Origin of the sequence: Caenispirillum bisanense (assembly GCF_039523075.1) — a bacterium.
Lineage (GTDB): Bacteria > Pseudomonadota > Alphaproteobacteria > Rhodospirillales > Rhodospirillaceae > Caenispirillum > Caenispirillum bisanense.
This window is the reverse complement of record NZ_BAAAEP010000047.1, coordinates 1-26940: the sequence shown is the minus strand read 5'-3', so window position 1 is coordinate 26940 and position 26940 is coordinate 1. Positions and strand designations below refer to the sequence as shown.

Here is a 26940-nt window from a genome sequence, read left to right as displayed (position 1 = left end):
CGTCAGGCCGAGGGGTGCGGCCGCGCGTCCTCGGTCAGCTTGACGTAGGCGAGGGCGGTCATCAGGGCGTCGTTGAAGGCGTCGTGCGCCTCCCGCTCCGGCAGGGACAGGGCGTGGATGATGCTGCCCAGGCGCAGGTCGACGTTGCCGTTGTAGTGGGCGCCGAGGCTGCGGATGCGGCGGTCGTAGTAGAGGGCGCTGACCTCCACCTGCCGGTGGGGCAGGGCGATGCCGAGCCACGGCCGCAGGTACTTGTTCACCATGGCGACGTCGAATTCCAGGTAGTACCCGACCAGCGGCCGGCTGCCGATGAAGCGCAGGAACTGGTCCAGCGCCTGTCGCACCGGCAGGCCGTCGGCGACGTCCATCTGGCGCAGGCGGTTGACCTTGATGGCATCGGCGGCGATGGTCCGCTCCGGCCGCACGATCAGTTCCAGCCGCTGGCTGGCCAGCACCCGGTTGCCGCGGATACGCACGGCGCCGATGGACAGCAGTTCCGCCGTCGCCGGATCAAGGCCGGAGGTCTCGCAGTCGAAGCACACCAGTTCGTCCGCCGCCGCCGGGTCTGGCTCGAACAGGAAGCCGTAGGCGGGGTCTTTCAGGCGGCGGCGGCCGATGGCGTTGCGCAGGCCGGACAGCAGGGCGTTCATGAGAAGGCCGCCAGCTTGAAGTGGTGCGACAGCAGGCTCTTGAACTCCTTCACCAGCAGCAGGCTGTCCTTCAGCAGGTCGCGCTGCAGCTTGTGCAAGGTGCGGGTCTGGATGAAGTTGTCGCCGTCGTCGAGCCCCAGCGCCGTCGCCTCCAGCCGCCCCTTCAGCCGCAGGTCGAGCAGGAAGGCGAGCGCGTCGACGAGGTCGTCGGCGAACTTGCGGTCGAGCACCCCCTGACGGGCCAGGTCCTCAATGCGGTCGAAGGTGTTGGTGCCGTGGATGTGCTTTTCCAGCGCCAGCGCCCGCGCACCGTGGACGATGGGGAACACGCCGCCCTTCTTGATGTCGAGCATGCCGGCGTGGTCGTGTTTTTCCGTGATCAGCTGGTGGAACAGGCCGATGGGCGTGTCGAACTGCAGCACCGGCCGGGCGAAGTGGCTGAAGAAGGCCTGGTTGTCGGTCAGGCGGCGGAACAGGCCGTCGCGCAGGGCGGTCAGCAGCCCGGCATCGCCGGCCACATAGGCGCTGTCGGTGAGGGCGGCGAGGTGGAGGTGGCCTTCCTCGCTCGGCTGCGTCATCCAGCCGCGGATGGCGTCGCCGTAGCCGGAGACGGTGCGCACCCAGGCATCATTGGTGACCATCATGTTGCCGGGGCAGGGCGGATAGCCGAAGGCCAGCAGGGCGCGGTTGAAGTTGGCGCAGAACCCGGCCACCAGTTCCGGCCGCAGGCCGTGGTCGTCGCGCAGGATGAGGGCGTTGTCCTGGTCGGTGCGCAGGATCTGCTCGCCGCGCCCTTCCGAACCCATGACGATCAGGCAGCTGTTCTCCCGCACCGCCGGCGGCGCCAGGAATTCGTAGAGCTTGCCGTAGATCTTGCGGTTGAGGGCGGTGACCAGTTCGGTGATGTGGCGGATCTTGACCCCCGATCCGTGCAGCGCCGTCACCAGCGGCAGCATGCCGTCGGCGGCGCGGCGCAGGTCGTCGATGGTCTCCGCGCGCTCCACCTGGGTGGTCACCAGATGGCTGTGGCTGCTCATGTAGCTGAGCAGGTCGGTCAGTTCCAGCACCCCGAAGACGGCGCCGTCCTTCAGCACCGGCAGGCGCTTGACGCCGTGCTTGGTCATCAGGATCTGGGCGTTGAACAGGAAGTCGTCGGCCTCGATGGTGACGGGGTCAAAGGTGCAGATGTCGCCCACCGCCGTATCCAGCGGCCGTTCGTCCAGCAGGATCGCCTCGCGGATGTCGGTGCCCGACAGCACGCCGATGCGGCCCTGGGGCGTCGAGACCAGCAGGCTGGTGGCCCGCCGCTCCTTCATCAGCCGCGCCGCCTGCCGCACCGAGGTGGCGGCAGCGGTGAAGATGGGCGGGTGCAGGTAGGCTTCCGCCACACGAGCGACCATGAACGACGCCATGCCGCGGGTGGACAGCATCTCGGCCTGGGCGGCCAGCTTCTCGGTCAGGCTCTGGAACCAGAACCGCTCGAACTCGGCGTTGTCCTGGGTGAGCTTGAGGAAGAGGGCGCGCGGCAGCAGGTAGGAGATGGTTTCCTCCGCCGCCTCGAAGCGGCTGCCGGCGCGCTCCTTCAGCAGCGCCAGCGGGTCGAAGGCATCCTTGGTGGTGTAGGTGTTGACGATCTCGCCGTCGCTGCCGCGCTCGATCACATGGCCCTTGATGACCACGAACAGGTGGTCGGGCGCCGCTTCCGGGGCGATCAGGATGTCGCCGGCGCGGTAGTAGCCGATGTCGAGCGCCGCCACCACCTGCTCGCGCTCCCGCGGGCGCAGGCGGTCGAAGGGCGGGGCGGTGAAATCGAAATGCTTGGGCATGGACCTGTGCTGCTCCCCCACCTTGTACCCCGATCCGCGCCGGAGCTGCGGCGGCGGATCTCAGCATGAAACGCGAGACGGAAAAATGCCCCGAAAGCCATAGGGCCTTCGGGGCGAGGCAGGACGGTCCGGCCGGGCCCGCCGCACGCTGGCGGCAGGCGCCGGCCGGTCCGGGCTCAGTGCGCCGAGGCGCCCTCGGCCCCGATGCCGGTCTGGGACCGGACATACTGGTCGTCGAAGGCCGCCCGCTCCGCTTCCGCCTGCTTGGAATTGTCCAGCAGGGAGAACACCCAGATGCCGATGAAGGCGATGGTCATGGAGAAGATGGCCGGGTTCTTCCACGGCACGATGGCCGCGTCGTTGCCCAGCACCTCCACCCACACCGTCGGGCCGAACAGCACCAGCAGCACCGCCGAGGCGAGGCCGAGGAAGCCGCCGTAGAAGGCGCCCCTGGTGGTCAGCTTCTTCCAGAACATGCTGTAGAACAGCACCGGGAAGTTCACCGACGCCGCGATGGCGAAGGCGAGCCCGACCATGAAGGCGATGTTCTGGTTCTCGAAGGCGATGCCGAGCAGCACCGCGACGACGCCCAGCACCAGGGTGGTCATCTTGGAGACGCGGATCTCGTCCTTGTCGGTCGCCTGGCCCTTCTTGAACACCATGGCATAGAGGTCGTGCGACACCGCCGAGGCCCCCGACAGCGTCAGGCCGGCCACCACCGCCAGGATGGTGGCGAAGGCGACGGCCGAGATGAAGCCGAGGAAGAAGTCGCCGCCCACCGCCTTCGACAGGTGGATGGCCGCCATGTTGTTGCCGCCGATCAGCTTGCCGGCCGCGTCGGTGAACTCGGGATGGCCGAGCACCAGCACGATGGCGCCGAAGCCGATGACGAAGGTGAGGATGTAGAAGTAGCCGATGAAGCCGGTGGCGTAGAACACCGACTTGCGGGCTTCCTTGGCATCGGCGACGGTGAAGAAGCGCATCAGGATGTGCGGCAGGCCGGCGGTGCCGAACATGAGCGCGAGGCCGAGCGAGATGGCATCCAGCGGGTCGGTCACCAGGCCGCCGGGGGCCATGATGGAAATGCCCTTGGCGTGCACCTCGGTGGCGGCGGTGAACAGCTTCTCGAAGCTGAAGCCGTAGTTGGCGAGCACCATGCCGGCCATGAAGGTGGCACCCGACAGCAGCAGCACCGCCTTGATGATCTGCACCCAGGTGGTGGCCAGCATGCCGCCGAACATGACGTAGGCGATCATCAGCGCGCCGACGATGATGACGGCGACGATGTAGTCGAGGCCGAACAGCAGCTGGATCAGCTTGCCGGCGCCGACCATCTGGGCGATCAGGTACAGCGCCACCACGGTCAGCGTGCCGCAGGCGGCAAGGGTGCGGATCTGGGTCTGCTGCAGGCGGAAGCTGGCGACGTCGGCGAAGGTGAACTTGCCGAGGTTGCGCAGGCGCTCCGCCACCAGGAACAGGATCACCGGCCAGCCGACCAGGAAGCCGATGGAATAGATCAGCCCGTCGAAGCCCGAGGCGAACACCAGCGCCGAGATGCCCAGGAACGACGCCGCCGACATGTAGTCGCCGGCGATGGCGAGGCCGTTCTGGAAGCCGGTGATGCCGCCGCCGGCGGCGTAGAAGTCCTTCGCCGACTTGGTCTGGCGCGCCGCCCAGAAGGTGATGCCGAGCGTGCCGGCGACGAACAGGAAGAACATGACGATGGCAGTCCAGTTGGTGGACTGCTTCTGCACCTCGCCGGCAATGGCATCGGCGGCGAAGGCGAGCGCGGGCAGGCCGCCGGCAAGGGCGCCGGCAGCACCCGCCGCGAGGCGGGATCGGATGTGGCTCATGCTTACTTCGCCTCCTCGATGATCTGGCGGGTCAGGTCGTCGAACTCGCCGTTGGCGCGGCGGACGTACAGGCCGGTCAGCAGGAAGGCGGAGACGATGATGGCGATGCCGATGGGAAAGCCGATGGTGGTCGTCGCGCCCTGCCAGAGCGGCGTGCCGAGGCTCTTCGGCGCAAAGGCGATCACCAGGATGAAGCCGTAGTAGATGGCAAGCATGACGGCGGACAAGGTCCAGGCGAACGTGCTGCGCTTGCGGCACAGTTCCTGAAACTTGGGATTCCGCCGCACCTTTTCATTGATGTCAGCGCTCATGTGGAGGCCCCCGTGTCGTTGGACGATGGGCGCGGCCTTCCCGCCTGCGGACCCCGTGGGAGCATCCTCCCGGCCCGCGGCGATGTTGTGTTCCGCGTTCTTCTGTTGCCGGGAAAGCTAGCCTGTCGGGCAGGGTCGCGCCAACCCGTTTTCAAGACCCTCCCCCGAAAAAATCCGCTCGAACCCATCGGATTTTCTGGGGATGGCAAGGGAACCTGCTGATCCGGCAGGAAAATCAGGGGAATGCCTGATCTACCCGCTCGGGTGGTCCCGGCGGCGGTACGGGTGGAAAGACCGACTGCGGTACTCAGATATTTTACATTATTTTTGCGTAGATAGGTGGAACGTGCTAAGGCTGGGGGCAGATCGCCGCTGCCGCCGGGAAGGGGAGGGCACGGTGCCGCATGGCACCGGCCGCAGGAACGGCAGGCGGGCGGCCTGGGACGGACAAGAAAAGGGGGATGCGCAGCCATGGGCCAGCGCGTGGAGACGTTCTATGACGTGATTCGCCGGCGTGGCGTCTCCCGTCGCAGCTTCCTCAAGTTCTGCAGCCTCACCGCCGCCAGCCTGGGCCTCGGCCCGACCATGGCAGCCCGCATGGCCGAGGCCATGGAAACCAAGCCGCGCATCCCGGTGATCTGGCTGCACGGGCTGGAATGCACCTGCTGCACGGAAAGCTTCATCCGCTCCGCCCACCCGCTGGTGGCAGACGTACTGCTGTCGATGATCTCGCTCGACTACGACGACACCATCATGGCGGCGGCCGGACACCAGGCCGAGGCCATCCTCGACGAGACGCTGAAGGAGCATTACGGCAACTACATCCTGGCGGTGGAAGGCAATCCGCCGCTGGCCGAGGACGGGGTGTTCTGCATCCCCGGCGGCGAGCCCTTCATCAACAAGCTGAAGCGCATGTCGTCGGGCGCCAGCGCCGTCATCGCCTGGGGCTCCTGCGCCTCGTGGGGCTGCGTGCAGGCCGCCAAGCCGAACCCGACCCAGGCGACGCCCATCCACAAGGTCATCACCGACAAGCCGGTGATCAAGGTGCCGGGCTGCCCGCCCATCGCCGAGGTGATGACCGGCGTGGTCACCTACATGCTCACCTTCGGCACCCTGCCGGCGCTCGACCGCCAGGGCCGGCCAAAGATGTTCTACAGCCAGCGCATCCATGACAAATGCTACCGCCGGCCGCACTTCGACGCCGGCCAGTTCGTCGAGGAGTGGGACGACGAGGGCGCGCGCAAGGGCTACTGCCTCTACAAGATGGGCTGCAAGGGTCCCACCACCTACAACGCCTGTTCCTCGGTGCAGTGGAACGAGGGCGTGTCGTGGCCGGTGAAGTCGGGGCACGGCTGCCTCGGCTGCTCGGAAGAGGATTTCTGGGACAAGGGCAGCTTCTATTCCCGCCTGGAGACGATCAAGGCCTTCGGCGTCGAGGGCACGGCCGATGAACTGGGCATCGCCGCCGCCACGGCGGTGGGCACCGGCATCGCCGCCCATGCCGCCGCCAGCGCCGTGAAGCGCATCGTCCAGAAACCCGCCACGCACGACCGCCGCCCGCACGACGGCGGCGGCGACCACGCCTGACGGGAAGGGGAGACCGACCGATGACCCTGGTGACGCCCAACGCTGCCAATCTTGACGCCTCCGGCCGCCGCGTGGTGGTCGACCCGGTGACCCGCATCGAGGGCCACCTGCGCCTGGAAGTGAACGTCGACGACAACAACGTCATCACCAACGCCGTGTCCACCGGCACCATGTGGCGCGGCATCGAACTGATCCTGAAGGGCCGCGACCCGCGCGACGCCTGGGCCTTCGTGCAGCGCATCTGCGGCGTCTGCACCGGCACCCACGCGCTGACCAGCGTGCGCGCGGTGGAAGACGCGCTCGGCATCCAGATCCCCGAGAACGCCAACACCATCCGCAACATCATGCAGCTGGCGCTGTACGTGCACGACCACCTGGTGCACTTCTACCACCTGCATGCGCTGGACTGGGTGGACGTGGTCTCGGCGCTGTCGGCCGACCCGAAGGCGACCAGCGAACTGGCGCAAAGCATCTCGGCGTGGCCCATGTCGTCGCCGGGCTACTTCCGCGACCTGCAGGGGCGGCTGAAGAAGTTCGTCGACGGCGGCCAGCTCGGCCCGTTCAAGAACGGCTACTGGGGCCATCCGGCCTACAAGCTGCCGCCCGAGGCCAACCTGATGGCGGTGGCCCATTACCTGGAAGCGCTCGACTTCCAGAAGGAAATCGTCAAGATCCACGCCATCTTCGGCGGCAAGAACCCGCATCCGAACTGGCTGGTCGGCGGCGTGCCGGCGCCCATCAACATGAACGCCACCGGCGCGGTGGGTGCGATCACCATGGAGCGGCTGAACCTCGTCAGCTCCATCATCGACCGCACGATCCAGTTCGTGGAACAGGTCTATCTGCCCGACCTGATGGCGATTGCGTCGTTCTATAAGGACTGGGGCGCCATCGGCGGCGGGCTTGCCTCGCTCAACGTGCTGTCCTACGGCGACATCCCGGAACGGGCCAACGACTATTCCGCCGACAGCCTGCTGCTGCCGCGCGGCGCCATCATCGGCGGCGACCTGACCAAGGTGCACGAAGTCGACCTGCGCGACCCGTCGGAGATCCAGGAGTTCGTGTCGCACTCCTGGTACAAGTACGCCGACGAGGGCAAGGGCCTGCACCCGTGGGACGGCGTGACCGAGGTCAACTTCGACCCCGGCCCCGGCTTCAAGGGCACCAAGGACCATATCGAGCAGTTCGACGAAAGCGCCAAGTACAGCTTCCTGAAGGCGCCGCGCTGGAAGGGTCACGCCATGGAAGTGGGGCCGCTGGCCCGCTACATCCTCGGCTACGTCCAGGGCAACCCCGAGTTCAAGGAGCCGGTGGACAAGCTGCTGCGCGACCTCGACGTGCCGCTGGCGGCGGTATTCTCCACCCTCGGCCGCACCGCGGCGCGCGGCCTGGAATGCCAGTGGGCGGCGGAGAAGCTGAAACACTTCCACCTGAAGCTGCTGGCCAGCATCAAGGCCGGCGACACCTCCACCGCCGCCGTCGACAAGTGGAAGCCGGAAACCTGGAAGGCCGATGCCAAGGGCGTGGGCTTCACCGAGGCGCCGCGCGGCGCGCTCGGCCACTGGATCCACATCCAGAACGGCAAGATCGCCAACTATCAGGCCGTGGTGCCGACCACCTGGAACGGCAGCCCGCGTGATCCGGCCGGCAATGTCGGGGCGTTCGAGGCGTCGCTGCTCGGCACGCAGATGCACGACCCGCACCTGCCGCTGGAGATCCTGCGCACCATCCACAGCTTCGACCCCTGCCTCGCCTGTTCGACCCACGTCATGAGCCCGGACGGCAGCGACGTCACCGTCACCGTCCGCTGAGGGAGGGCCTGGCCATGAGCGCCTATACGAGCAAGGAAGCGCTGAAGGAAGTCGAAGCCCTCGGCGCCCGGCAGTCGAGCATCTACGTCTACGAGGCGCCGGTGCGGCTGTGGCACTGGATCAACGCCCTTGCCATGACCCTGCTGGCCCTCACCGGCTGGTTCATCGCCAGCCCCCTGCCGAGCGTGCCGGGGGAGGCGACGGACAACTTCCTGATGGGCTACATCCGCTACGTCCACTTCGCCGCCGGCTATGTGGTCGCCATCGCCTTCATCGGCCGCATCTACTGGGCCTTCGTCGGCAACCGCCACGCCCGGCAGATCTTCTTCGTGCCGGTGTGGGATCGGCAGTGGTGGTCGGAAGTGGTGTTCGAGGCCAAGTGGTATGCCTTCCTGGAACGCGATCCGAAGAAGTACGTCGGCCACAACCCGCTGGCCCATCTGGCCATGTTCGGCTTCGTGTTCCTGACCGCCTTCATGATCGTCACCGGCTTCGCCCTCTATGCCGAGGGCACCGGCCAGGACAGCTGGCAGTGGGCGATGTTCGGCTGGGTGATCGCGCTGTTCGGCGACAGCTTCAGCGTCCACACCTGGCACCATGTGGGCATGTGGGGGCTGATCCTGTTCACCATGATCCACGTCTACGCCGCCATCCGCGAGGACATCATGAGCCGCCAGACCATGGTCTCGACCATGATCAACGGCCTGCGCAGCTACAAGGACGACCAGCCATGATCCCCGCCGGCGGCGACGCCGGGGGCGGCTGGGGGGTGGAGGAGCCGGACTTCGACACCCTGGTGCTCGGCATCGGCAACCTGCTGTGGGCCGACGAGGGTTTCGGCGTGCGGGTGGTGGAGGAGATGCACCGCCGCTACACCGTACCGCCGTCGGTGCTGGTGATGGACGGCGGCACCCAGGGCCTGTACCTGGAACCCTATGTCCGTCGCGCCCGCAACCTGCTGGTGTTCGATGCCATCGACTGGGGCGATGCCCCCGGCACCCTGCGGGTGGTGCGCGGCGACGAGGTGCCGCGCTTCATGGGCTGCCGCAAGATGAGCCTGCACCAGACCGGCTTCCAGGACGTGCTGGCCGCCGCCGCGCTGATGGGCGGCGGGCCGCAGGACATGGTGCTGATCGGCATTCAGGCGGTGGAACTGGATGACTGGGGCGGTTCCCTGCGGCCGCAGGTGCGCGCCCGCATGGACGAGGCCATGGCCCTCGGGCTGGCGGAACTGGCGCGCTGGGGCCGGGCGGCAAGCTTGCGGCCGCAGCCGCTCGACCTCGCGGGCGGGCTGGTCGGCAACGGCGTCGACATTGACAGCTACGAGGCCGGCGGCGCTTCTACCGGGCCTGCTGCCGGCGCGGCCGGGGGCTGATCCGCATGTGCATGGGCATCCCGCTGCAGATCCACGCCCTGTCCGACGACGGCACCGCCGGCCTGTGCATCAGCCGCGACGGCCGCCACACGGAAACGCTCGACCTGCGGCTGGTCGGGCCGCAGCCGGTGGGCGGCTGGGTGCTGGCCTTCCTGGGCGCTGCCCGCTCGGTGCTGACGGCGGAGGATGCGGCGCAGATCGCCGATGCGCTGGAGGCGGTGACGGCGGTGCAGCGCGGCGAGCCGGTCGACCACCTGTTCGCCGACCTGATCGACCGCGAGCCGGAGCTGCCGGATTTCCTCAAGGCCTGAGGCCCGTCCTTCAATCCTTTCACGCGGCAATCACCGTCGACAGCCGACCACTTGCCGCCGCCGGAGACGACCATGATCGGACCCACCATCGGCGATGCCTTCCTGTCCCTGCGTCCCACCGGCTTCGGAGAGGAGCGGCGGCGCGGCTTCAGCGACGACGAGCTGGCGGCCATGACCGCCGGCCGGGCGGCGCTGGAGGCGGTGCTCGCCGCCGCCCGCAGCCACCGCATCGGCAGCGATACGCCGGTGCGGGTCGACCTGTCCGACCTGCCGGAGGCCGATGCCCGGCTGGTGGACGAGGTGCTGGGCGAGGGCGAGGTGCAGGTGAAGCTGGCCGACGGCACCCGCGTGCAGGAAAGCGTCATGCCCGGCCTGTGGCGGGTCAAGACGGCGGCGGCCAGCTGGGTGGAGGTGGCTGACATTCCCGCCGTGGTGCGGGCGGCGGTGGCCGGCCTGCCGGCCGAAGTGCAGGTTCCGGCCGAGGACCGCATCCCGCGCGGCGCCATGAACGTGCGCCCGGTGCTGGCGGAACTGCGCGATGCGGTGCAGCTGCGCGCCGACGACGCCACCGCCGGCGGCCCGCACGAGGTCAACCTGACCCTGCTGCCCATGACGCCGGTCGACCTGATGGTGCTGGAGACGCAGCTGAAGGGCGACGGGCCGGTGGACATCCTGTCGCGCGGCTACGGCAACTGCCGCATCGTCGCCACCGGCATCCGCAACCTGTGGCGGCTGATGTACTTCAACGCCGACGACAAGATGATCCTGCACGTCCTCCAGGCGGGTGACGTGCCGGCGGCGGCCCTTGCCGCGCAGGACGATCTGGCCGACAGTGCCGAACGCCTGCACGACATCCTGGGAGCCTATTACCCGTGACCGCCACCGACCCCGTTCCCACCGCCGCCGCCATCGCTGCCCGCACCGCCGCCCTGGAAGCGGCCTATCGCCGGGTGGAAGAGGCCAGCATGCGCGGCCTGCCGGTCCACAACCCCGCCCTGCGGGTGGAGGCGCTGGGCCTGCAGCCGTGGGATCTGACGGCGGCCGGCCTCGGCGCCGGGCTGCTCGGGGTGGTGGTGACGCCGTGGTGCATGAACGTGGTGCTGCTGCCCGCCGACCCGGCCGCCTGGGACGCCCTGGCGGAAGGGGAGAAGCACGATCTGGCGCTGCCCTGCGGCAGCATCTCCTTCACCGCCGGGCGGCTGGAGGGGGTGGGGCCGCTGCTCACGGCGTCGTTGTTCTCCCCCATGCAGGATTTCGCCGACCACGAGGGTGCGGTCATCACCGCCCGCTTCGCCCTGGCCGACCTGCTGAACCAGCCGCCGGCCGAGGCGCCGCCGCCGGAAGCGCGCCGCCGCCGCACCGAAGGGCCGCCGCCCAAGGCCGCCGTCGACCTCAGCCGCCGCGCCGCCCTCGGCATGGGGCGGGCGCCGCGCGGACGCGGCCCGCGATGATCCCGGCGGGGGAGCGCATCGACGTCCGCCTGCGCCTGTCCGGCGGCCGGGTGGCTGCGGTGGATGTGGCGTCCGGCCGCACCGCCACCGCCGCCGCGGTGCTGGAAGGCAAGACGGTCGACGATGCGCTCGCCCTGCTGCCGCTGCTGTTCGCCCTGTGCGGCGTCGGCCAGCTGACCGCCGGCTTGCGGGCTGTGGAGGCGGCGCTCGGCATCGACGTGTCGGCGCAGGAGCGGCTGGCGCGGGCGCTGCTGGTCGGCGCCGAGACGGTATCGGAACACGCCACCCGCATGCTGGTGGACTGGCCGGTGCTCGCCGGCTTGCCGCCGGATGTGGACGGCGCCCGCCGGGTGCGCGAGGCGGCGGCGGCGCTGCAACGGGTGCTCTATCCCGATTCCCGCACCCGCGCCCGCCTGGGCGGCGGCGCCACTCTGGTGCGGCCGGTGCTGGTGGCCTCGGCGGCGGAACTGGCGGGGGCGGTGGAGACGGCGGTGCTCGGTCTGCCGCTGGCGGCGGTCGCCGGTGCCGAAGATCTGGCGGCGTGGCTGGCGACGGCCGAGGTGATGCCGGCGCAGGTGATGCGCGCCGCCGCCGCCGCCGGAGTGGCCGAGGCCGGCGGTGCTGTCGCCGCCCTGCCGCCGCTGCCACCGCTCGACCCCCTCCGGCTGGCGGAACGGCTGGAGGCGACCGACGTGGTGTCCTTCCTGCGGGCGCCGCAGTGGGACGGCGTGGTCTACGAAACCGGCCCCTTCGCCCGCACCGGCGGCCATGGCGCGGTGGCGGCGATGGTGGCGCGGCTGGGCCCGGCGGTGCTGCCGCGGCTGCTGGCGCGGGTGGTGGAAACGGCCCTGGCGGTGGAAAAAATCGTCCGAATTACGTCGCAAATGTGCGATGATCAGACGTCCGTCGAAGGCACGCAGTCGACCGCCGCGGGGGCAGGGGATACGGCGGTGCGCTGGGGCCTGGGTGCCGAGGATGCGGCGCGCGGCCGGCTGTTCCATCACGTGGTGGTGGCCCACGGCCGGGTGGCGCGGTGGCGCATCCTGGCGCCGACGGAGTGGAATTTCCAGTCCAGGGGACCGTTGGCGGCTGCCGTCGGCAGCCTGCCGGCCAATGATGGTGCGTGGGTGCGGCGGGCCACCGAATGGCTCGTCATGGCCCTCGACCCCTGTGTCGCCTGCCATGTGCGGGTGGAGGAGGAGGGGCGGGGTCATGCATGAAATGTCGCTGGTGGCCGGCATCATGCGCATCCTGGAAGATCAGGCGCGGGCCCAGGCCTTCGCCCGGGTGCAGACGGTGGTGCTGGAGGTGGGGGCGCTGAACCACGCCGATGCGGAGTCCCTGCGCTTCGCCTTCGAGGCACAGAAGCCGGGCACCCTGGCCGCCGAGGCGCGGCTGGACATCGTGGTCACGCCGGGCACCGCCTGGTGCATGGATTGCGCCGAGCCGGTGCCGCTGGCCCGCCGTGGCGATGCCTGCCCGCGTTGCGGCGGCTACAAGCTTCAGGTCACCGCAGGCGACGACCTGCGGGTGCGGGAATTGGAGGTCGAGTGATGTGCACCATGTGCGGATGCGGACAAGGGTCGCTCGAAGCCGGGCGGGGCAAGGATCAGCACCACCATCACGGGGAGCACGATCCCGAACACGCCGCCCTGCACGCCGCCGGCGTGCCCCACAGCCATGACGGCCACGGCCACATCCATTACGGCCACGGTCCGGCCGGGGTGAGCGTCGCCGGGCTGGATCAGGCGCGGCTGGTGAAGATCGAGCAGGACGTGCTCGGCCACAACGACCACCTGGCCGCCGTCAACCGCGCCCGCTTCGCCGCCGCCGGCATCGTGGCGGTGAACCTGGTCTCCAGCCCCGGCTCGGGCAAGACCACCCTGCTGTGCGAGACGACGCGGGCGCTGCTGCCGCGCATGCCGGTGGCGGTGATCGAGGGCGACCAGCAGACCACCTTCGACGCCGACCGCATCCGCGAGACCGGCGCCCCCGCCATCCAGGTCAATACCGGCAAGGGCTGCCACCTGGATGCCGCCATGGTGGGCGATGCCTGCGATCACCTGCCGCTGGAACGCGGCAGCGTGCTGTTCATCGAAAACGTCGGCAATCTGGTCTGCCCCGCCGCCTTCGACCTGGGCGAGGCGGCGCGGGTGGTGATCCTGTCGGTGACGGAAGGCGAGGACAAGCCGCTCAAGTACCCCGACATGTTCGCCTGCGCCGACCTGATGATCCTCAACAAGGTGGACCTGCTGCCGCATGTGCGCTTCGACGTGGCGCGCTGCCTGGAACTGGCCCACCGGGTCAACCCCGGCCTGCGGGTGATCGAACTGTCCGCCACCACCCACCAGGGCCTGCACAAGTGGCTCGGCTGGATCGAGGAACGGCGCGACGCCATGCTGGCGGCGGCGGCTTCGTGATCGCCGTCGAACTGGCGCTGCCGCGGCCGGTGCCGCCGGTGCTGGGGTTGGGGGCCTTCCTCAAGAACACGGTGGCGGTGGTGGACGGCCCCTGCGCGCGAGTGTCGCAGGATGTCGGCAATACCGACACCGCCGACGCCATCACCCGCATGGAAGCGGCGGCGCGCGCCCTGCTGACCGGGCTCGACCGGGCGCCGGCGGCGGTGGCCCACGACCTGCACCCGGATTTCCCCGCCAGCCGTCTGGCGGCGGCCCTGGCGGCGGAGTTGGGGGTGCCGGCGGTGGCGGTGCAGCACCACCACGCCCACGTCGTCGCCACCGCCGCCGAGGCCGGTCACGACGGGCCGCTGCTGGGCCTCGCCTTCGACGGCTTCGGCCTCGGCCCCGACCGGCAGGCGTGGGGCGGCGAACTGCTGCTGGTGAACGGCGGCCGCATGGAGCGGCTCGGCCATCTGGCGCCGCTGCTGCAACCGGGCGGCGACGTGGCGGCGCGGGAGCCCTGGCGCATGGGCGCGGCGGCGCTGCACGCCCTCGGGCGCGGCGACGAGACGGCGGCGCGCTGGCCGGACCAGCCGGCGGCGGCGCATCTGGCGCGCATCATGGCGCGCGGCGTCAATTGCCCGCCGACGTCCTCCGCCGGGCGACTGTTCGATGCCGCCTGCGGCCTGCTGAACGTGCATCCGGTGGCCGCCTTCGAGGGGCAGGCGCCCATGGCGCTGGAACGGCTGGTGACGGCGCCGCAGGTGCTGGCGGGCGGCTGGACGGTGGATGCCGCCGGCGTGCTCGACCTGACGCCGCTGCTGGCGGCGCTGGCGGACTGCCGCGAGGCGGAGCGGGCGGCCGGCGCGGCGCTGTTCCACGGCACCCTGGCGGCGGCGGTGGCGGATTGGGTGATGCAGGCCCTGGGCCGTCGCGGCGATCTGCCCGGCGTCATCGCCTTCGCCGGCGGCTGCTTCTACAACAAGGTGTTGTCGGCCGACCTTGCGGCGCGGCTGGAGGGGCAGGGCTTGCGCGTCCTGCGTCCGCAGCGCCTCGGTCCCGGCGATCCCGCCGTCAGCCTGGGCCAGGCCTGGGCGGCGGCCTGTTCCCTTCCCTGAGGAGAGCGCGCCATGTGTCTGGCGATCCCGGCCAAGGTGGTCGACCTGCTGCCCGATGCCATGGGCCGCGTCAGCATCGAGGGGGTGGAGAAGGTGGTCAGCCTCGCCCTGCTCGACGGCGTGGCGGTGGGCGATTACGTGCTGCTGCACGTCGGCTATGCCCTGTCGCGCATCGACCCCGACGAAGCCGCCCGCACCCTCGCCCTGCTGCGCGAAATGGGCACCCTGGCGGAGGAGGTGGGGCCATGAAGTACGCCAGCGAGTTCCGCGACGGCGCCCTGGCGCGGCAGGTGGCCGCCGCCATCGCCGCCGACTGCCAGCCCGGCCGGTCCTACACCTTCATGGAGTTCTGCGGCGGCCACACCCATACCATCGCCCGCTACGGCCTCGCCGACCTGCTGCCGGAGGCGGTGCGGCTGGTCCATGGCCCCGGCTGCCCGGTGTGCGTGCTGCCGGTGGGGCGCATCGACACGGCGGTGGAACTGGCCCGCGACCATGGCGTGATCCTGTGCACCTACGGCGACATGGTGCGGGTGCCGGGCTCCGGCCGCGTCAGCCTGCTCAAGGCCAAGGCGGCGGGGGCGGACGTGCGCATCGTTTGGTCGACGCTGGACGCCCTGCGGCTGGCGCGCGAGAACCCCGGCCGGCAGGTGGTGTTCTTCGCCATCGGCTTCGAGACCACGACGCCGCCGACGGCGCTCGCGCTGCTCCAGGCGAAGGCTGAGAAGCTGAGCAATTTCAGCGTCTTCTGCAACCATGTGATGACCCCGCCGGCCATGCGCGCCATCCTCGCCGACGACGCCGCGACGCCGCTGCAGGGCATCGTCGCGCCGGGGCATGTTTCCACCGTCATCGGCACGGCGCCCTATGCGCCCTTCGCCGCCGCCGGTCAGGCCATGGTGGTGGCGGGGTTCGAGCCGCTGGACCTGCTGCAGGCCATCGCCATGCTGGTGCGGCAGGTGAACGAGGGCGACCCGCGGGTGGAAAACGCCTATGTCCGCGCCCTCACGGCCGAGGGCAATCCCAAGGCGCGGGCGGTGATCGCCGAAACCATGACCCTGCGGCCGTCGTTCGAGTGGCGCGGTCTCGGCACCCTGCCGGACAGCGCCCTTGCCATCGCCGAGGCCTTCGCCGACTTCGATGCCGAGCGGCGGTTCGACGTGGCTTATCGCGCGGTGCCCGATCCCAAGTCCTGCGCCTGCGCCGACATCGTGCGCGGGCGCAAGCAACCGCAGGACTGCGTGCTGTTCGGCACCGCCTGCACCCCCGATTCGCCCATCGGCTCGTGCATGGTGTCGGGCGAGGGGGCCTGCGCCGCCCACTGGCTGTACGGCCGCCACCGCGATCCGTCGTCGTCGTCGTCGTCGCCGCAGAGGAGCCTGTCCGCATGACCCGCCGCCTGTTCCCGCAGCCGCTCGACCTCGCCAACGGCCGGGTGGACATGAGCCACGGCGCTGGCGGCCGCGCCATGGCGCAGCTGGTGTCGGAGCTGTTCGCCGCCGCCTTCGCCAACGACTACCTCGCCCAGGGCAACGACCAGGCGATGATGAGCCCGCCGCCGGGCCGGCTGGTGATGTCCACCGACGGCTATGTGATCTCGCCGCTGTTCTTCCCCGGCGGCGACATCGGCAGCCTGGCCGTCCACGGCACCATCAACGATGTCGCCATGGCCGGCGCCCGGCCGCTGTGGCTGTCGGCCGGCTTCATCATCGAGGAAGGCTTGCCGCTGGCCGATCTCGCCCGCATCGTCCAGTTCATGGCCGGCGCCTGCAAGGCCAGCGGCGTGCCGCTGGTGACCGGCGACACCAAGGTGGTGGAGCGCGGCAAGGGCGACGGCATCTTCATCACCACCACCGGCGTCGGCGTGGTGCCGGAAGGCCTGCACATCTCCGGCGACAACATCCGCCCCGGCGATGCCATCCTGGTTTCCGGCACCCTCGGCGACCACGGCATCGCCGTGCTGTCCAGGCGCGAGAACCTGGAGTTCGACACCGCCCTGGTCAGCGACAGCGCGCCCCTGCACGGGCTGGTGGCCGACATGGTGGCGGCGGTGCCGGAGATCCACGCCCTGCGCGATCCGACCCGCGGCGGCGTTGCCGCCACCCTGAACGAACTGGCGCAGCAGTCGGGCGTCGGCCTCATCCTGGACGAGGCGGCGCTGCCCATCCGCCCGGCGGTGCGCGGCGCCTGCGAGATGCTCGGCATCGACCCCCTCGGCGTCGCCAACGAGGGCAAGCTGCTGGCCTTCTGCCCCGCCGGGCGGGCCGAGCGGCTGCTGGAGGTGATGCGGGCCCATCCGCTCGGCCGTGACGCCGCCATCATCGGCCGGGCGGTGGAGGACGAGCACCGTTTCGTGCAGCTGGACACCGCCTTCGGCGGCCGCCGGGTGGTGGAGTGGCTGGCCGGCGAACAGCTGCCGCGCATCTGCTGACGGCGGCGGAAACGGTGCCATTGGGCGTTGCCTCCGGCCGCCCTGCCTGTCATAAAAGCGTCGAATTTTCGTAACACGAGGCTCCGTCGTTCGTTGACCCGACGGAGCCTCGTTGCACGTTCCGCGCTGACCCCCACAGACAGGCATCCCGTGGCCAAGAAGACCGCGCTCGACAAGGACCTCAACAAGATCGTCCAACTGGAAGTGGCGACGGCCGAAAGCGGCCGGCGCGCCGGGGCGATCGGCCTGGCCCTGCTGTTCCTGGTGGCCGTCTTCGCCGTCACCTTCGGCATTGCCGAGGGGCAGCAGTATGCGTCCTTCATCATCGCGGCCGGCGTCATCGGCGGCTACATGGCGCTCAACATCGGCGCCAACGACGTGGCCAACAATGTCGGCCCGGCGGTCGGCTCGCGCGCCCTGACCATGGTGGGCGCCCTGATCGTGGCGGCGGTGTTCGAGGCCGCCGGCGCCCTCATCGCCGGGGCGGAGGTGGTGTCGACCATCTCGCGCGGGATCGTCGATCCGTCGGCGCTGGCCGATGCGCAGGTCTTCGTGCGGGCGATGATGTCGGCGCTGCTGGCCGGCGCCCTGTGGATCAACCTGGCAACCGCCATCGGGGCGCCGGTTTCCACCACCCATTCCGTGGTCGGCGGGGTGCTCGGCGCCGGCGTGGCGGCGGCGGGCCTGACGGCCGTCAACTGGCCGGTGATGAGCACCATCGTCGCCAGCTGGATCATCTCGCCGGCCCTTGGCGGCCTCATCGCCGCCCTGCTGCTGTGGTTCATCACCGTGCGGGTGCTGGAGCAGGACGACAAGCTGGCCGCCGCCCGCCGCTGGGTGCCGGTGCTGGTCGGCCTGATGACCTTCGCCTTCACCGTCTACCTCATCACCAAGGGCCTGAAGCAGCTGTGGAAGCCGCCGACGGCGCTGATCTGGGCGACCGGCGCCGGCCTTGCCGTGGCCGCCTGGGCGGTGACCCGGCCGGCGGTGGAGCGCCGCGCGCTCAGCCTGGAAAACCGCCGCCGGGCGGTGGGGGAGCTGTTCCGCTGGCCGCTCATCTTCTCGGCGGCGCTGCTGTCCTTTGCCCATGGCGCCAACGACGTCGCCAATGCCGTCGGTCCGCTGGCGGCGGTGGTGGCGGCGGTGCAGGCCGGAGTCGTGCAGGCGCAGGTGGTGGTGCCCGGCTGGGTGCTGCTGGTGGGCGCCCTCGGCATCGTCTGCGGCCTGCTGCTGTTCGGGCCGAAGCTGATCCGCACCGTTGGCGAGAAGATCACCAAGATGGACCCGGCGCGCGCCTTCTGCGTCGCCCTGGCGGCCGCCCTGACGGTGATCGTGGCGTCGGAATTCGGCCTGCCGGTGTCCTCCACCCACATCGCCGTCGGGGCGGTGTTCGGCGTCGGCTTCTTCCGCGAATTCCGCACCAACCGCTACGTCTGGCACTGGCGCGAGATGAAGCCGGACGTGGCGCTGACCGCCGGCGGCATCCCCACCGGCGCCGCCCTCGGCAGTGGTGAGCACGGCGGCGAAACCTCCGCGCCGGCGGTGCTGCCGCAGCAGCAGATGCTGGAGAAGGCCCACCGCAAGGCGGAGAAGGCAAAGCGCCGCCGGCTGGTGCGCCGCCAGCACCTGACCACCATCGTCGCCGCCTGGCTGGTGACGGTTCCGCTTGCAGCCCTGCTCTCGGCGGTTATCTTCCTCCTCTGGTCGGCGTTCGTCTGAGCGCCTCGCAGCAGGAGAGGCACCGAACCATGATGGTCACCCGTGCGCTGGCGTCGGCTCTGGTCGTCGCCGCCACCCTTGTCGTCGCGCCGTCGCTGGCCGTGGCGCAGCAGCCGGCCCGCGATACCGTGCGGGTGACCGGCTCCTCCACCCTGTACGGATTCGCGACCCGGGTGGCCGAGGCCTTCGGGCGCACCAGCCATCACCGCACGCCGGTGGTCGAGTCGTCGGGGACCGGCGGCGGCTTCGCCCGCTTCTGCTCCGGCCTCGACATCAACACGCCGGACATCGTGCTGGCCTCGCGCCGGGTGCTCGACAGCGAGATCGACGCCTGCCACGACAACGGCGTCGACGCCCTCACCGAATTCAAGATCGGGTATGGCGGCCTGGTGGTGGTGCAGGCCTCCAGCGCCCAGCCGCTGGACCTCACCCGCCGCCAGCTGTGGCTGGCGCTGGCCGCCCAGGTGCCCATCGACGGCCGGCTGGTGCCCAATCCCTACCGCACCTGGCGCGACATCGGCCCCGGCCTGCCAGAGGTGGCGATCCGCATTTACGGCCCGCCGCCCACCTCGGGCACCCGCGACAGCCTGATCAAGCTGGTGATGGAAGCCCCCTGCGAGGCCGACAGCTACATCAGCAGTCTGGCGGAGGCGGACAAGCGCCGCGTCTGCGCCGCCCTGCGGGAAGACGGCGCCTACATCAACGTCGGCGAGGACGACGGCGAGCTGATCAAGCGCGTCGCCGCTAGCCCCGATGCCGCCGGCATCGTCGGCCTGCACGCCGCCACCGAAGCGCCGGGCCGCCTGACCTATGCCGCCATCGAGGGCGTGCAGCCGTCCATGGAGTCCATCCGCGACAGCCGCTATCCGCTGTTCCGGGCGCTCTACTTCTATCTGAAGACCGACCACCTGGGCCGCGTCGCCGGGCTGAAGAGCTTCGTGCGCGCCTTCGTCTCCGACGATGCGGTGGGCCCCGACGGCTACCTCATCGATGCCGGCCTGATCCCGCTGGCACCCACCGAGCTGGAGGCCATGCAGGCGCGGGCGGCGGCGCTGCCCGACCGCTGACGCCGACACCACGGGAGGACCGCACCGCCATCATGCAGAGGGTCAGCCTGCACACGGTGACCGAATGCCGCCGCGACGCCCTGCTGGCGCTGCGCGTGCGGCCGGAGCAGCAGGCCTTCGTCACCGGCGTCGCCGCCGCCCTGGAGGAAGCCGCCGCCATGCCGGAGTGCCAGGCGCGGGCGGTGGTGGAGGCGGCAGGCGGGCAGGTGGTGGGCTTTCTCATGTATGCCCTGGACCGCAACGAGCGGGCGCCGTGGATCTACCGCGTGCTGATCGACGCCGCAGCGCAGGGGCGGGGCCTCGGCCGCGCGGCGCTGGAGGCGGCGGCGGCCGAGATGGCGACGGCCTGGCCGCTGCATCCGCGCGTCTTCCTGGGGGTGCGGCCGGACAACGCCGGCGCCGTCGCCTTCTACCACCGCTGCGGCTTCCGTCCGGCCGGGCGGGTGATCGGCGGCGAGCAGGTGCTGTGGCGGTCACTGCGGCGGGAGGCCGCCACCGACACCGATGCCGACACTGACGGCGCCGCCGGCGGGGCTTGACGCCGGCACGGTTTTGCGCATACTGCGCGCTTCCTTCCGGGAATGCGGGTGGCGGCAGGTCCGACCACCCCGCCCACCAGGGCCGGCAACGGCTCGCGGATCGGGACTACCGGACAAAAACCGCTACGCAACCCTTTCAATGGATCGAGCCTCGCATGTCGAAGCGTATTGAAGCCAAGTACAAGATTGACCGCCGCCTGGGTGTGAACCTGTGGGGCCGCGCCAAGTCGCCGATCAACAAGCGCGAGTACGGCCCGGGCCAGCACGGCCAGCGCCGCCGCAAGCCGTCCGACTTCGGCACCCAGCTGATGGCGAAGCAGAAGCTGAAGGGCTACTACGCCAACATCAGCGAGAAGCAGTTCCACAAGTACTACGTCGAGGCCGTGCGCCGTAAGGGCGACACCGGCGAGAACCTGGTGGGCCTGCTGGAGCACCGCCTGGACGCCGTCGTCTACCGCATGAAGTTCGTGCCGACCCCGTTCGCCGCCCGCCAGTTCGTCAACCATGGCCACATCCTGGTGAACGGCAAGCGCGTGACCATTTCGTCGTACATGGTCAAGGAAGGCGACGTGGTGGAAGTGCGCGAGAAGTCCCGCCAGATCCCGATGGTGATCGAAGCCTCCGAGTCGGGTGAGCGCGACATCCCCGACTACCTGGAAGTGGACCACAAGGCGATGCGCGGCACCTTCATCCGCACGCCGAAGCTGGCCGACATTCCGTACCCGGTTCAGATGGAACCGAACCTGGTGGTCGAGTTCTACAGCCGCTGATCGGCTGCAGACACTCCCATCGGACCGTCAACCGGCGGCACCCTGCGGTGCCGCCGGTTTTCGTTTGTGTGGCCGCCGGGTTCGGCCATCCTGGGGCCGGTCAGGCAGGAGGAGGGGCGAGCGGACCATGAACGACGATGCGGTGCTGCAGGCCCTGCTGAGGGAACAGCAGGCGGAGCGGATGCGGCTCGACCCGGTGGGCGAGGCGCGGCAACAGCAGGCGCGGGAGACCCTGGACGCGGTGGTGACCCCGCTGCTGGAGCGGGCCTTCGCCGAAGGCCGCCTGCGGCAACCGCAGTGGGTGGAAGGGCTGGTGATCGACGCCAGCCGCGAGGTGTGGTCGCGGGGAAGGCCGTGCCGCGACATCCACGTCCTGCGCGGCGACACGCTGCTGGCTTCGGTGCGGGTGGCGGAGGCGGGCGGCGAGGGCTTCGGCATCCTGCTCAACGGCGCCGGCCTGCCGGAGGTGGAGGCCATCCGCCACGCCCTGGACATGCTCCTGTGCCGGCCTCATTCCTCGTCCAGCGGCACGGCGCTTACGTCCTTGTAGGTTGCCACCGCGACGTAGGTATAGAACCGCTCCACCAGCGGGTCGTGGGCGAACAGGCGCTCGATCACCCCCTGGTACTCGGTCATGGCGCCCAGTTGCAGGATCAGGATGACGTCCGGCTCGCCGGTGACGCCCCAGGCCTGCATCACCGCCGGTTCCCGCCGCAGGCGGGCGATGAAGTCCTGGCGCTGGGGCGATCCGTGGTGGGTCAGCTGCACCGACACCACCGCCGTCTGCCCGCGCCCCACCGCCGCCGGGTCGATGACCGCCACCGTGCGGCGGATGACGCCCTGATCCTTCAGCTTCTGCACCCGCCGCAGGCAGGTGGAGGGCGACAGGCCCACCGCCTCCGCCAGGGCGGCGTTGGTGATGTCGGCGTCCTGCTGCAGGTGGCGCAGGATGCGGCGGTCGATGCGGTCGAGGGCCATGGCGGCGGCGGAGCCTTGCAAGGGCGGAAGGGCAGTCGTGCAATATTCTGCCACCGCGAGGCAATCTTTGACCACCCCTGCCGCGCCCGATGCGCTATCACTGGGGCCTGTCATTCCCCCCTGACGATCTGCCGGAGTCATCATGCTGCGCGCCCGTCCCGTGGCCTTCCTGCTCGATCTCGCCCGCAGCGCCCTGCGCGTGTGGTGGGTGCTGCTGAAGCTGATGGTGCCCATCATGGTGGCGGTGAAGCTGGCGTCGGATTTCGGCGCCATCCCCTACATCGCGGCGGTGTTCGAGCCGTTCATGTCGCTGGTCGGCCTGCCGCCGGAGCTGGGCATCGTGTGGGCGACCGCCTGCCTTGCCACCATCTACGGCGCCGTCGCCATCCTGCCGACCATCCTGGCGCCGGAACAGCTGACCATTGCCCAGATGACCGTCCTCGGCACCATGATGCTGGTGGCGCACTCGCTGCCGCTGGAGGGCCGGGTGTGCCAGCGCACCGGCACCAGCTTCGTGGTGCAGACGCTGCTGCGGCTGGCCGGGGCGCTGGTGTTCGGCGCGGTGCTGGCGGCGGTCTACAACGGCTTCGGCCTGCTGCAGGAGCCGGCGCAGATGTCGTGGCTGCCGCAGATGACCACCGATGCCGGCTGGCTGGCGTGGGCGATCTCGGCCGCCGAAGGGCTGCTGGCGATCCTTGCCATCATCTTCGTCATCATGCTGGGGATGCGGCTGCTGGATGCCATCGGCGCCACCCGCCTGCTGACCCGCGCGCTGGAACCGCTGCTGCGCCTCATGGGCATGGGGCCGCAGGCGGTGCCGCTGACGGTGATCGGCGTGCTGCTCGGCCTGTCCTACGGCTCCGGCCTGATCATCCGCGAGGTCGACCGGGGCACCCTGCCGCGCCGCGACGTGTTCCTGTCCATCTCCTTCATGGCCCTGTGCCACAGCCTGATCGAGGACAGCATCATCATCATCGCCATGGGTGGCCACTGGAGCGGCGTCGTGCTCGGCCGGCTGGTGCTGACGCTGGTGGTCATGGTGGTGCTGGCGCGCATCGTCCACGCCCTGCCGGAGCGCCTGTTCGAGCGCCTGCTGATGAACCGCCTCGGCCGCCCGGCGCCGGCGGCCGCCGCGGCTCCGGCCGGGTCGCCCTGAGCGGCCCTGGACGGCGGCGGCCGGGCGCGGCACGGTGGCCGGCATGACCCAGCCCGCCACTGCCGTTTCCCCCGCTGCCCGCGCCGGCTTCATCGCGGCCGTCAGCGCCTATGGCGTGTGGGGCGTGTCGCCGCTGTTCTTCAAGCTGCTGGCGGCGGTGGCGCCGCTGGAGGTGGTCGCCCACCGGGTGCTGTGGGCCGCCCTGGTGCTGGCCGGCGTGCTGGCGGTGCGCGGCGGCTGGCGCGAGGTGCTGGCGATCCTGTCGAGCCGCCGCAAGCTGGTGGTCTTTGTCGCCTCCGCCACCGTCATCACCATCAACTGGGTCACCTTCGTCCATGCCGTGAGCACCGGCCATGCGCTGGAGGCGAGCCTCGGCTACTACATCTTCCCGCTGGTCACGGTGCTGATGGGGGCGGTGTTCCTGAAGGAAACCTTCAGCCGCCGCCAGGCCGGGGCGCTCGGGCTGGTGGTGGCCGGGGTGGCGGCGCTGGTGATCGGCCTCGGCACCCTGCCGTGGGTGGCGCTGACCCTGGCGGTCTCCTTCGGCCTTTACGGCCTGCTGCGCAAGACGGCGCCGGCCGAAAGCCTGGTCGGCCTGTTCGTCGAAACCCTGGTGCTGCTGCCGCTGGTGCTGCTCTACCTGGGCAGTGCCGAGGCGGCGGGGCAGGGGGCCTTCCTGCATCCGCCCGACGGCGGCTGGACCGTGCCGCTGCTGCTGCTGGCGGCCGGGCCGCTGACGGCGGTGCCGCTGTTCCTGTTCGGCTATGCGGCGCGGCGGCTGCGGCTGGCCACCCTCGGCCTCATGCAGTACATGAACCCGACCATGCAGTTCCTGCTGGCGACGCTGGTGTTCAACGAGACGTTCACCACCGCCCACGCCGTCGCCTTCGCCTTCATCTGGTGCGGCATCGCCGTCTACAGCATCGACCCGCGCCGCCTGTTCGGCCGCCGCCCGCCGCCGGGGCAAGACCCCACGCCCGAAGGCGTTGACAGAAGCGCCCCATAGGCCAATATCCCTGCTGCCGTGCAGCGCGTCGGCGGTGGTTCGTGAGCCACCATCCCCCAGCCGTCACGCCGGCCCGTCCCCTCCGACGACGACGCCACAGGAGTTCATACGAGAATGACCACTTCGGCTCACCAGCAGATCCAGTCCGACATCGACAGCAACGACGTTGTGCTGTTCATGAAGGGCACCGCCCAGTTCCCGCAGTGCGGCTTCTCCGCCGCGGTTGTGCAGGTGCTCAACCACTTCGGCGTGCCGTTCAAGGACGTGAACGTGCTCGCCAGCGACGAGATGCGCCAGGGGATCAAGGAATTCTCCAGCTGGCCGACCATCCCGCAGCTGTACGTGAAGGGCGAGTTCATCGGCGGCTGCGACATCGTGCGCGAGATGGCCTCCACCGGCGAACTGCAGCAGCTGTTCAAGGACAAGGGCGTGAAGACCGCCGCCTGACGGCGCGCCGGGTCCGCCCGAGACCGGAAAAGGCCGGCGCCTCCTGGCGCCGGCCTTTCTGCTGTCTGCCTGCCGTCAGGGGCGCTGCCAGCCGTAGGCCCGTTCCACCCGCGCCACCCGGGTGGTGCAGGTGGTGTACCAGCGGGCGCGGCCCTGCTCGCGGGTGGCGGCGTGTTCCGCGTGCTGCTTCCAGGCGCGGATGGCCTCCTCGCTCTCCCAATAGCTGACGGTGATGCCGAAGCCGTCTGCACCGCGCGCCGACTCGACCCCCAGAAAGCCCGGCTGCTGCCGTGCCAGTTCCACCATGTGGTCGGCGGCCTCGGCATAGCCGTCGCCCTCGGCGGCGTCGCGGACAGAGGTGAAGATGACGGCGTAGCAGCCGGCGGTGCATGAGTCCATGGCGGCGGTTCCCTCCCGTGTGATGCCCGCCGCCGACGCTACGCCTGCCGGCGGAGGCCGCCCAGAGCCACTACCGGCGGAGGCAACGGGATCGTCAGGGGGTAGGGGGGGGCTCCGCCTCATGCCAAGGCGGCCTGCGGAGGCTGGGACCTCTCCGGCCAACCTGCTGGCACCGGCTCTGCCGGAGGCGATGAACCTGGCCATGGGCACCGGCTTGGCGCCGCCTGCGCTCAGTCTCTTCACCAGGGTGCGCCAGCGGGGTATTGGCCGGCCAGCGGCTGAGATGACTCCGGACCTGCGACATCTCGCCATCGCGGCGCTCTGTCCCTCAATCCGATTGCCTTCCCAGCCGGCTGAACCACGACGTGGATCTCTCCACGGAACCGGCACTTCCCTGGCAGCCTGCAGTACGTCGGCAGCTACCATGCCCCGGAGGGCGCCGGTTTTGCCCCTTAACTTGCAGAGGGGCTTTTCATGCAGGCACCGTCAGGTGCCGGCGTGTCAGGCGCCGGCCTTAGACAGCTGCTCGTTCACGAAGTCCCAGTTGACCAGGTGGTCGAGGAACGTGGTGACGAAGTCCGGACGACGGTTCTGGAAGTCCAGGTAGTAGGCATGCTCCCACACGTCGATGGTGAGCAGGGCGGTGGCGCCGTGAACCATCGGGTTCTCGGCATTCGGCGTCTTCATGAGGTCGAGCTTGCCGTCCTTCACCACCAGCCACGCCCAGCCGGAGCCGAACTGGGTCTTGGCGGCGTCGGAGAACTTCTCCTTGAACGCGGCATAGCCGCCGAGGTCGCGGTCGATCAGCTCGGCCACCTTGCCGGTCGGCTCGCCGCCGCCGTTCGGCTTCATGCAGTTCCAGAAGAAGGTGTGGTTCCACACCTGGGCGGAGTTGTTGAACACGCCCATGTTCTTCGAGTTCCAGGAGTCATGGATCACCTCTTCCAGCGACTTGGTCGCCAGCGGGGTGTCCTTCACCAGATTGTTCAGGTTGGTGACGTAGGTGTTGTGGTGCTTGCCGTGGTGGAACTCCAGGGTCTGGGCCGACATGTGCGGCGCCAGGGCATCCTTCGCATACGGCAGCGGGGGCAGTTCGAAAGCCATTACCAACCTCGCAATTATGGGTTTTGGAAACTATCTAAACAGGCCGTTTAGATAATCCGCTCGCACCGGCCGATGCAAGGTCAGTGCGGCGAAAATTTCGGGGCAGCTTCGCTTCCTCCGTGCGCTGCGGCGGCGGCCAGGGCGGCGGCCCGGACACCGGAGCGCACGGCGCCTTCAACCGTGCAGGGGTAGCCGGTCGCCGTCCAGTCTCCCGCCAGCAGCACCCCGCGCAGCGGTGTCACGGGGGCCGGACGCAGGGGCTCGGCGGCGGCGGTATGGGCAAGGGTGGCCCGCCGCTCGCGCACAACGCGGCAGGGCGGCAGCGGGTTGCCCGAAAGCGGACGCAGCGCCGGCAGGCGGCAGGCATCGGCCCACAGGGCGGCGGCGATGGCGGCATCGTCCTGCTCGGCCAGGGCATCGGCGGCGCTCACCGTCACGGATAGCACGTCGCCGCGGACGAACAGCCACTGCGCCGTGCCGCCGATCAGCCCGACGAAGCCCGGCGGCGGCAGGGGCACCGGCTGCGGCAGCAGGAAGTGCCCGTTGACGATGGCCCGCATGGGCAGCTCCGGCAGGGCGAGGGCCGGCAGCAGCCGCTGCGCCGCCGCCGGCGGGACCGCCCGCACCACCCC

30 protein-coding genes are annotated in these 26940 nt (G+C 70.1%); 22 read left to right on the top strand and 8 right to left on the bottom strand.

Going from position 1 to position 26940, the window contains the following annotated elements:
- Nucleotides 1-2: 2 nt before the first annotated feature.
- From ABD056_RS17750 to ABD056_RS17735, 4 genes are all read right to left on the bottom strand, one after another.
- A complete protein-coding gene (locus tag ABD056_RS17750) occupies nucleotides 3-650 on the bottom strand; it encodes a 3'-5' exonuclease (RefSeq protein WP_343868827.1) in 648 nt (215 codons plus the stop codon).
- Nucleotides 647-2476 carry a putative nucleotidyltransferase substrate binding domain-containing protein gene (locus ABD056_RS17745; protein ID WP_343868825.1) on the bottom strand — a complete coding sequence of 610 codons (1830 nt, stop codon included), beginning with the start codon at nucleotides 2474-2476 and terminating at the stop codon, nucleotides 647-649. The genes ABD056_RS17750 and ABD056_RS17745 overlap by 4 nt, the downstream gene beginning before the upstream one ends.
- Before the next feature lie 176 nt (nucleotides 2477-2652).
- The gene (locus ABD056_RS17740) at nucleotides 2653-4329 is read right to left on the bottom strand and encodes a cation acetate symporter (protein ID WP_343868823.1); all 1677 of its coding nucleotides are present in this window, start codon (nucleotides 4327-4329) and stop codon (nucleotides 2653-2655) included.
- 2 nt (nucleotides 4330-4331) lie between these two features.
- Nucleotides 4332-4640: a DUF485 domain-containing protein gene (locus ABD056_RS17735; RefSeq protein ID WP_343868821.1), complete on the bottom strand. Its 309-nt coding sequence runs from the start codon at nucleotides 4638-4640 to the stop codon at nucleotides 4332-4334.
- 471 nt (nucleotides 4641-5111) lie between these two features.
- On the opposite strand from ABD056_RS17735, the gene ABD056_RS17730 reads away from it, so the two are divergent.
- The 19 genes from ABD056_RS17730 to ABD056_RS17640 all read left to right on the top strand — a co-directional run bounded on the left by ABD056_RS17730 (nucleotide 5112) and on the right by ABD056_RS17640 (nucleotide 21768).
- Nucleotides 5112-6227, top strand: coding sequence for a hydrogenase small subunit (locus tag ABD056_RS17730; RefSeq protein WP_343868819.1), 1116 nt, complete (start codon nucleotides 5112-5114; stop codon nucleotides 6225-6227).
- Between the two features lie 20 nt (nucleotides 6228-6247).
- Complete coding sequence (locus ABD056_RS17725) at nucleotides 6248-8038, top strand: nickel-dependent hydrogenase large subunit (protein WP_343868817.1); 1791 nt, start codon at nucleotides 6248-6250, stop codon at nucleotides 8036-8038.
- 14 nt (nucleotides 8039-8052) lie between these two features.
- A complete protein-coding gene (gene cybH, locus ABD056_RS17720; protein ID WP_343868815.1) occupies nucleotides 8053-8772 on the top strand; it encodes a Ni/Fe-hydrogenase, b-type cytochrome subunit in 720 nt (239 codons plus the stop codon).
- Nucleotides 8769-9413: a HyaD/HybD family hydrogenase maturation endopeptidase gene (locus tag ABD056_RS17715; protein ID WP_343868812.1), complete on the top strand. Its 645-nt coding sequence runs from the start codon at nucleotides 8769-8771 to the stop codon at nucleotides 9411-9413. The genes cybH and ABD056_RS17715 overlap by 4 nt, the downstream gene beginning before the upstream one ends.
- Nucleotides 9414-9418: 5 nt before the next feature.
- Nucleotides 9419-9724, top strand: a complete 306-nt coding sequence (locus tag ABD056_RS17710) for a HypC/HybG/HupF family hydrogenase formation chaperone (RefSeq protein WP_343868810.1) — start codon at nucleotides 9419-9421, stop codon at nucleotides 9722-9724.
- Nucleotides 9725-9796: 72 nt separating this feature from the next.
- Nucleotides 9797-10600: a hydrogenase expression/formation C-terminal domain-containing protein gene (locus tag ABD056_RS17705; protein ID WP_343868808.1), complete on the top strand. Its 804-nt coding sequence runs from the start codon at nucleotides 9797-9799 to the stop codon at nucleotides 10598-10600.
- Nucleotides 10597-11175: a [NiFe]-hydrogenase assembly chaperone HybE gene (gene hybE, locus ABD056_RS17700; protein ID WP_343868806.1), complete on the top strand. Its 579-nt coding sequence runs from the start codon at nucleotides 10597-10599 to the stop codon at nucleotides 11173-11175. The genes ABD056_RS17705 and hybE overlap by 4 nt, the downstream gene beginning before the upstream one ends.
- On the top strand, nucleotides 11172-12395 hold the full coding sequence (locus tag ABD056_RS17695) for a nickel-dependent hydrogenase large subunit (RefSeq protein WP_343868804.1): 1224 nt from the start codon (nucleotides 11172-11174) through the stop codon (nucleotides 12393-12395). The genes hybE and ABD056_RS17695 overlap by 4 nt, the downstream gene beginning before the upstream one ends.
- The gene (gene hypA, locus ABD056_RS17690; RefSeq protein WP_343868802.1) at nucleotides 12388-12729 is read left to right on the top strand and encodes a hydrogenase maturation nickel metallochaperone HypA; all 342 of its coding nucleotides are present in this window, start codon (nucleotides 12388-12390) and stop codon (nucleotides 12727-12729) included. Before ABD056_RS17695 ends, hypA begins: the two co-directional genes overlap by 8 nt.
- The gene (gene hypB / locus ABD056_RS17685; protein ID WP_343868801.1) at nucleotides 12729-13595 is read left to right on the top strand and encodes a hydrogenase nickel incorporation protein HypB; all 867 of its coding nucleotides are present in this window, start codon (nucleotides 12729-12731) and stop codon (nucleotides 13593-13595) included. The genes hypA and hypB overlap by 1 nt, the downstream gene beginning before the upstream one ends.
- Nucleotides 13592-14692 (top strand): Kae1-like domain-containing protein, encoded by a 1101-nt coding sequence (locus tag ABD056_RS17680; protein WP_343868800.1) that lies wholly within the window; start codon nucleotides 13592-13594, stop codon nucleotides 14690-14692. The genes hypB and ABD056_RS17680 overlap by 4 nt, the downstream gene beginning before the upstream one ends.
- Nucleotides 14693-14704: 12 nt before the next feature.
- Complete coding sequence (locus tag ABD056_RS17675) at nucleotides 14705-14941, top strand: HypC/HybG/HupF family hydrogenase formation chaperone (protein WP_343868799.1); 237 nt, start codon at nucleotides 14705-14707, stop codon at nucleotides 14939-14941.
- Nucleotides 14938-16083, top strand: a complete 1146-nt coding sequence (gene hypD / locus ABD056_RS17670) for a hydrogenase formation protein HypD (RefSeq protein WP_343868797.1) — start codon at nucleotides 14938-14940, stop codon at nucleotides 16081-16083. Before ABD056_RS17675 ends, hypD begins: the two co-directional genes overlap by 4 nt.
- Nucleotides 16080-17123, top strand: a complete 1044-nt coding sequence (gene hypE, locus ABD056_RS17665) for a hydrogenase expression/formation protein HypE (protein ID WP_343868796.1) — start codon at nucleotides 16080-16082, stop codon at nucleotides 17121-17123. Before hypD ends, hypE begins: the two co-directional genes overlap by 4 nt.
- A gap of 150 nt (nucleotides 17124-17273) precedes the next feature.
- Entirely contained in the window at nucleotides 17274-18842 is a 1569-nt protein-coding gene (locus tag ABD056_RS17660; RefSeq protein ID WP_343868795.1) for an inorganic phosphate transporter, read from the top strand.
- A gap of 29 nt (nucleotides 18843-18871) precedes the next feature.
- Nucleotides 18872-19909 carry a substrate-binding domain-containing protein gene (locus ABD056_RS17655; RefSeq protein WP_343868794.1) on the top strand — a complete coding sequence of 346 codons (1038 nt, stop codon included), beginning with the start codon at nucleotides 18872-18874 and terminating at the stop codon, nucleotides 19907-19909.
- Nucleotides 19910-19941: 32 nt separating this feature from the next.
- Complete coding sequence (locus tag ABD056_RS17650; protein ID WP_343868793.1) at nucleotides 19942-20448, top strand: GNAT family N-acetyltransferase; 507 nt, start codon at nucleotides 19942-19944, stop codon at nucleotides 20446-20448.
- A gap of 155 nt (nucleotides 20449-20603) precedes the next feature.
- Complete coding sequence (gene rpsD, locus ABD056_RS17645) at nucleotides 20604-21218, top strand: 30S ribosomal protein S4 (protein WP_343868792.1); 615 nt, start codon at nucleotides 20604-20606, stop codon at nucleotides 21216-21218.
- A 127-nt stretch (nucleotides 21219-21345) separates the two neighbouring features.
- Nucleotides 21346-21768, top strand: coding sequence for a hypothetical protein (locus ABD056_RS17640; RefSeq protein WP_343868791.1), 423 nt, complete (start codon nucleotides 21346-21348; stop codon nucleotides 21766-21768).
- Here the strand turns inward: ABD056_RS17640 and ABD056_RS17635 are convergent.
- Nucleotides 21729-22196, bottom strand: a complete 468-nt coding sequence (locus tag ABD056_RS17635; protein ID WP_343868790.1) for an Lrp/AsnC family transcriptional regulator — start codon at nucleotides 22194-22196, stop codon at nucleotides 21729-21731. The two genes, ABD056_RS17640 and ABD056_RS17635, sit on opposite strands and share 40 nt — an antisense overlap.
- 142 nt (nucleotides 22197-22338) lie before the next feature.
- Between ABD056_RS17635 and ABD056_RS17630 the strand changes: the two genes are divergently transcribed.
- The 3 genes from ABD056_RS17630 to grxD all read left to right on the top strand — a co-directional run bounded on the left by ABD056_RS17630 (nucleotide 22339) and on the right by grxD (nucleotide 24805).
- Entirely contained in the window at nucleotides 22339-23352 is a 1014-nt protein-coding gene (locus ABD056_RS17630) for a nucleoside recognition domain-containing protein (RefSeq protein WP_343868789.1), read from the top strand.
- 43 nt (nucleotides 23353-23395) lie between these two features.
- Nucleotides 23396-24358: an EamA family transporter RarD gene (gene rarD / locus ABD056_RS17625; RefSeq protein WP_343868788.1), complete on the top strand. Its 963-nt coding sequence runs from the start codon at nucleotides 23396-23398 to the stop codon at nucleotides 24356-24358.
- 114 nt (nucleotides 24359-24472) lie between these two features.
- Nucleotides 24473-24805, top strand: a complete 333-nt coding sequence (gene grxD / locus ABD056_RS17620; protein WP_343868787.1) for a Grx4 family monothiol glutaredoxin — start codon at nucleotides 24473-24475, stop codon at nucleotides 24803-24805.
- Between the two features lie 75 nt (nucleotides 24806-24880).
- Here grxD and ABD056_RS17615 read toward each other — a convergent pair whose 3' ends face one another.
- The 3 genes from ABD056_RS17615 to ABD056_RS17605 form a co-directional block, all read right to left on the bottom strand.
- On the bottom strand, nucleotides 24881-25204 hold the full coding sequence (locus ABD056_RS17615) for an antibiotic biosynthesis monooxygenase family protein (RefSeq protein ID WP_343868785.1): 324 nt from the start codon (nucleotides 25202-25204) through the stop codon (nucleotides 24881-24883).
- 501 nt (nucleotides 25205-25705) lie between these two features.
- Nucleotides 25706-26308 carry a superoxide dismutase gene (locus tag ABD056_RS17610; protein ID WP_343868783.1) on the bottom strand — a complete coding sequence of 201 codons (603 nt, stop codon included), beginning with the start codon at nucleotides 26306-26308 and terminating at the stop codon, nucleotides 25706-25708.
- Between the two features lie 80 nt (nucleotides 26309-26388).
- On the bottom strand, nucleotides 26389-26940 hold a 552-nt coding region (locus ABD056_RS17605), incomplete at its 5' end, for an FAD-dependent oxidoreductase (protein WP_343868781.1).

Bases quoted from the DNA above. Each gene is read 5' to 3' on its own strand.
- ABD056_RS17750 (WP_343868827.1), bottom strand. From the start codon at position 650: ATGAACGCCCTGCTGTCCGGCCTGCGCAACGCCATCGGCCGCCGCCGC.
- ABD056_RS17745 (WP_343868825.1), bottom strand. From the start codon at position 2,476: ATGCCCAAGCATTTCGATTTCACCGCCCCGCCCTTCGACCGCCTGCGC.
- ABD056_RS17740 (WP_343868823.1), bottom strand. From the start codon at position 4,329: ATGAGCCACATCCGATCCCGCCTCGCGGCGGGTGCTGCCGGCGCCCTT.
- ABD056_RS17735 (WP_343868821.1), bottom strand. From the start codon at position 4,640: ATGAGCGCTGACATCAATGAAAAGGTGCGGCGGAATCCCAAGTTTCAG.
- ABD056_RS17730 (WP_343868819.1), top strand. From the start codon at position 5,112: ATGGGCCAGCGCGTGGAGACGTTCTATGACGTGATTCGCCGGCGTGGC.
- ABD056_RS17725 (WP_343868817.1), top strand. From the start codon at position 6,248: ATGACCCTGGTGACGCCCAACGCTGCCAATCTTGACGCCTCCGGCCGC.
- cybH (WP_343868815.1), top strand. From the start codon at position 8,053: ATGAGCGCCTATACGAGCAAGGAAGCGCTGAAGGAAGTCGAAGCCCTC.
- ABD056_RS17715 (WP_343868812.1), top strand. From the start codon at position 8,769: ATGATCCCCGCCGGCGGCGACGCCGGGGGCGGCTGGGGGGTGGAGGAG.
- ABD056_RS17710 (WP_343868810.1), top strand. From the start codon at position 9,419: ATGTGCATGGGCATCCCGCTGCAGATCCACGCCCTGTCCGACGACGGC.
- ABD056_RS17705 (WP_343868808.1), top strand. From the start codon at position 9,797: ATGATCGGACCCACCATCGGCGATGCCTTCCTGTCCCTGCGTCCCACC.
- ABD056_RS17695 (WP_343868804.1), top strand. From the start codon at position 11,172: ATGATCCCGGCGGGGGAGCGCATCGACGTCCGCCTGCGCCTGTCCGGC.
- hypA (WP_343868802.1), top strand. From the start codon at position 12,388: ATGCATGAAATGTCGCTGGTGGCCGGCATCATGCGCATCCTGGAAGAT.
- hypB (WP_343868801.1), top strand. From the start codon at position 12,729: ATGTGCACCATGTGCGGATGCGGACAAGGGTCGCTCGAAGCCGGGCGG.
- ABD056_RS17675 (WP_343868799.1), top strand. From the start codon at position 14,705: ATGTGTCTGGCGATCCCGGCCAAGGTGGTCGACCTGCTGCCCGATGCC.
- hypD (WP_343868797.1), top strand. From the start codon at position 14,938: ATGAAGTACGCCAGCGAGTTCCGCGACGGCGCCCTGGCGCGGCAGGTG.
- hypE (WP_343868796.1), top strand. From the start codon at position 16,080: ATGACCCGCCGCCTGTTCCCGCAGCCGCTCGACCTCGCCAACGGCCGG.
- ABD056_RS17655 (WP_343868794.1), top strand. From the start codon at position 18,872: ATGATGGTCACCCGTGCGCTGGCGTCGGCTCTGGTCGTCGCCGCCACC.
- ABD056_RS17650 (WP_343868793.1), top strand. From the start codon at position 19,942: ATGCAGAGGGTCAGCCTGCACACGGTGACCGAATGCCGCCGCGACGCC.
- rpsD (WP_343868792.1), top strand. From the start codon at position 20,604: ATGTCGAAGCGTATTGAAGCCAAGTACAAGATTGACCGCCGCCTGGGT.
- ABD056_RS17640 (WP_343868791.1), top strand. From the start codon at position 21,346: ATGAACGACGATGCGGTGCTGCAGGCCCTGCTGAGGGAACAGCAGGCG.
- ABD056_RS17635 (WP_343868790.1), bottom strand. From the start codon at position 22,196: ATGGCCCTCGACCGCATCGACCGCCGCATCCTGCGCCACCTGCAGCAG.
- ABD056_RS17630 (WP_343868789.1), top strand. From the start codon at position 22,339: ATGCTGCGCGCCCGTCCCGTGGCCTTCCTGCTCGATCTCGCCCGCAGC.
- rarD (WP_343868788.1), top strand. From the start codon at position 23,396: ATGACCCAGCCCGCCACTGCCGTTTCCCCCGCTGCCCGCGCCGGCTTC.
- grxD (WP_343868787.1), top strand. From the start codon at position 24,473: ATGACCACTTCGGCTCACCAGCAGATCCAGTCCGACATCGACAGCAAC.
- ABD056_RS17615 (WP_343868785.1), bottom strand. From the start codon at position 25,204: ATGGACTCATGCACCGCCGGCTGCTACGCCGTCATCTTCACCTCTGTC.
- ABD056_RS17610 (WP_343868783.1), bottom strand. From the start codon at position 26,308: ATGGCTTTCGAACTGCCCCCGCTGCCGTATGCGAAGGATGCCCTGGCG.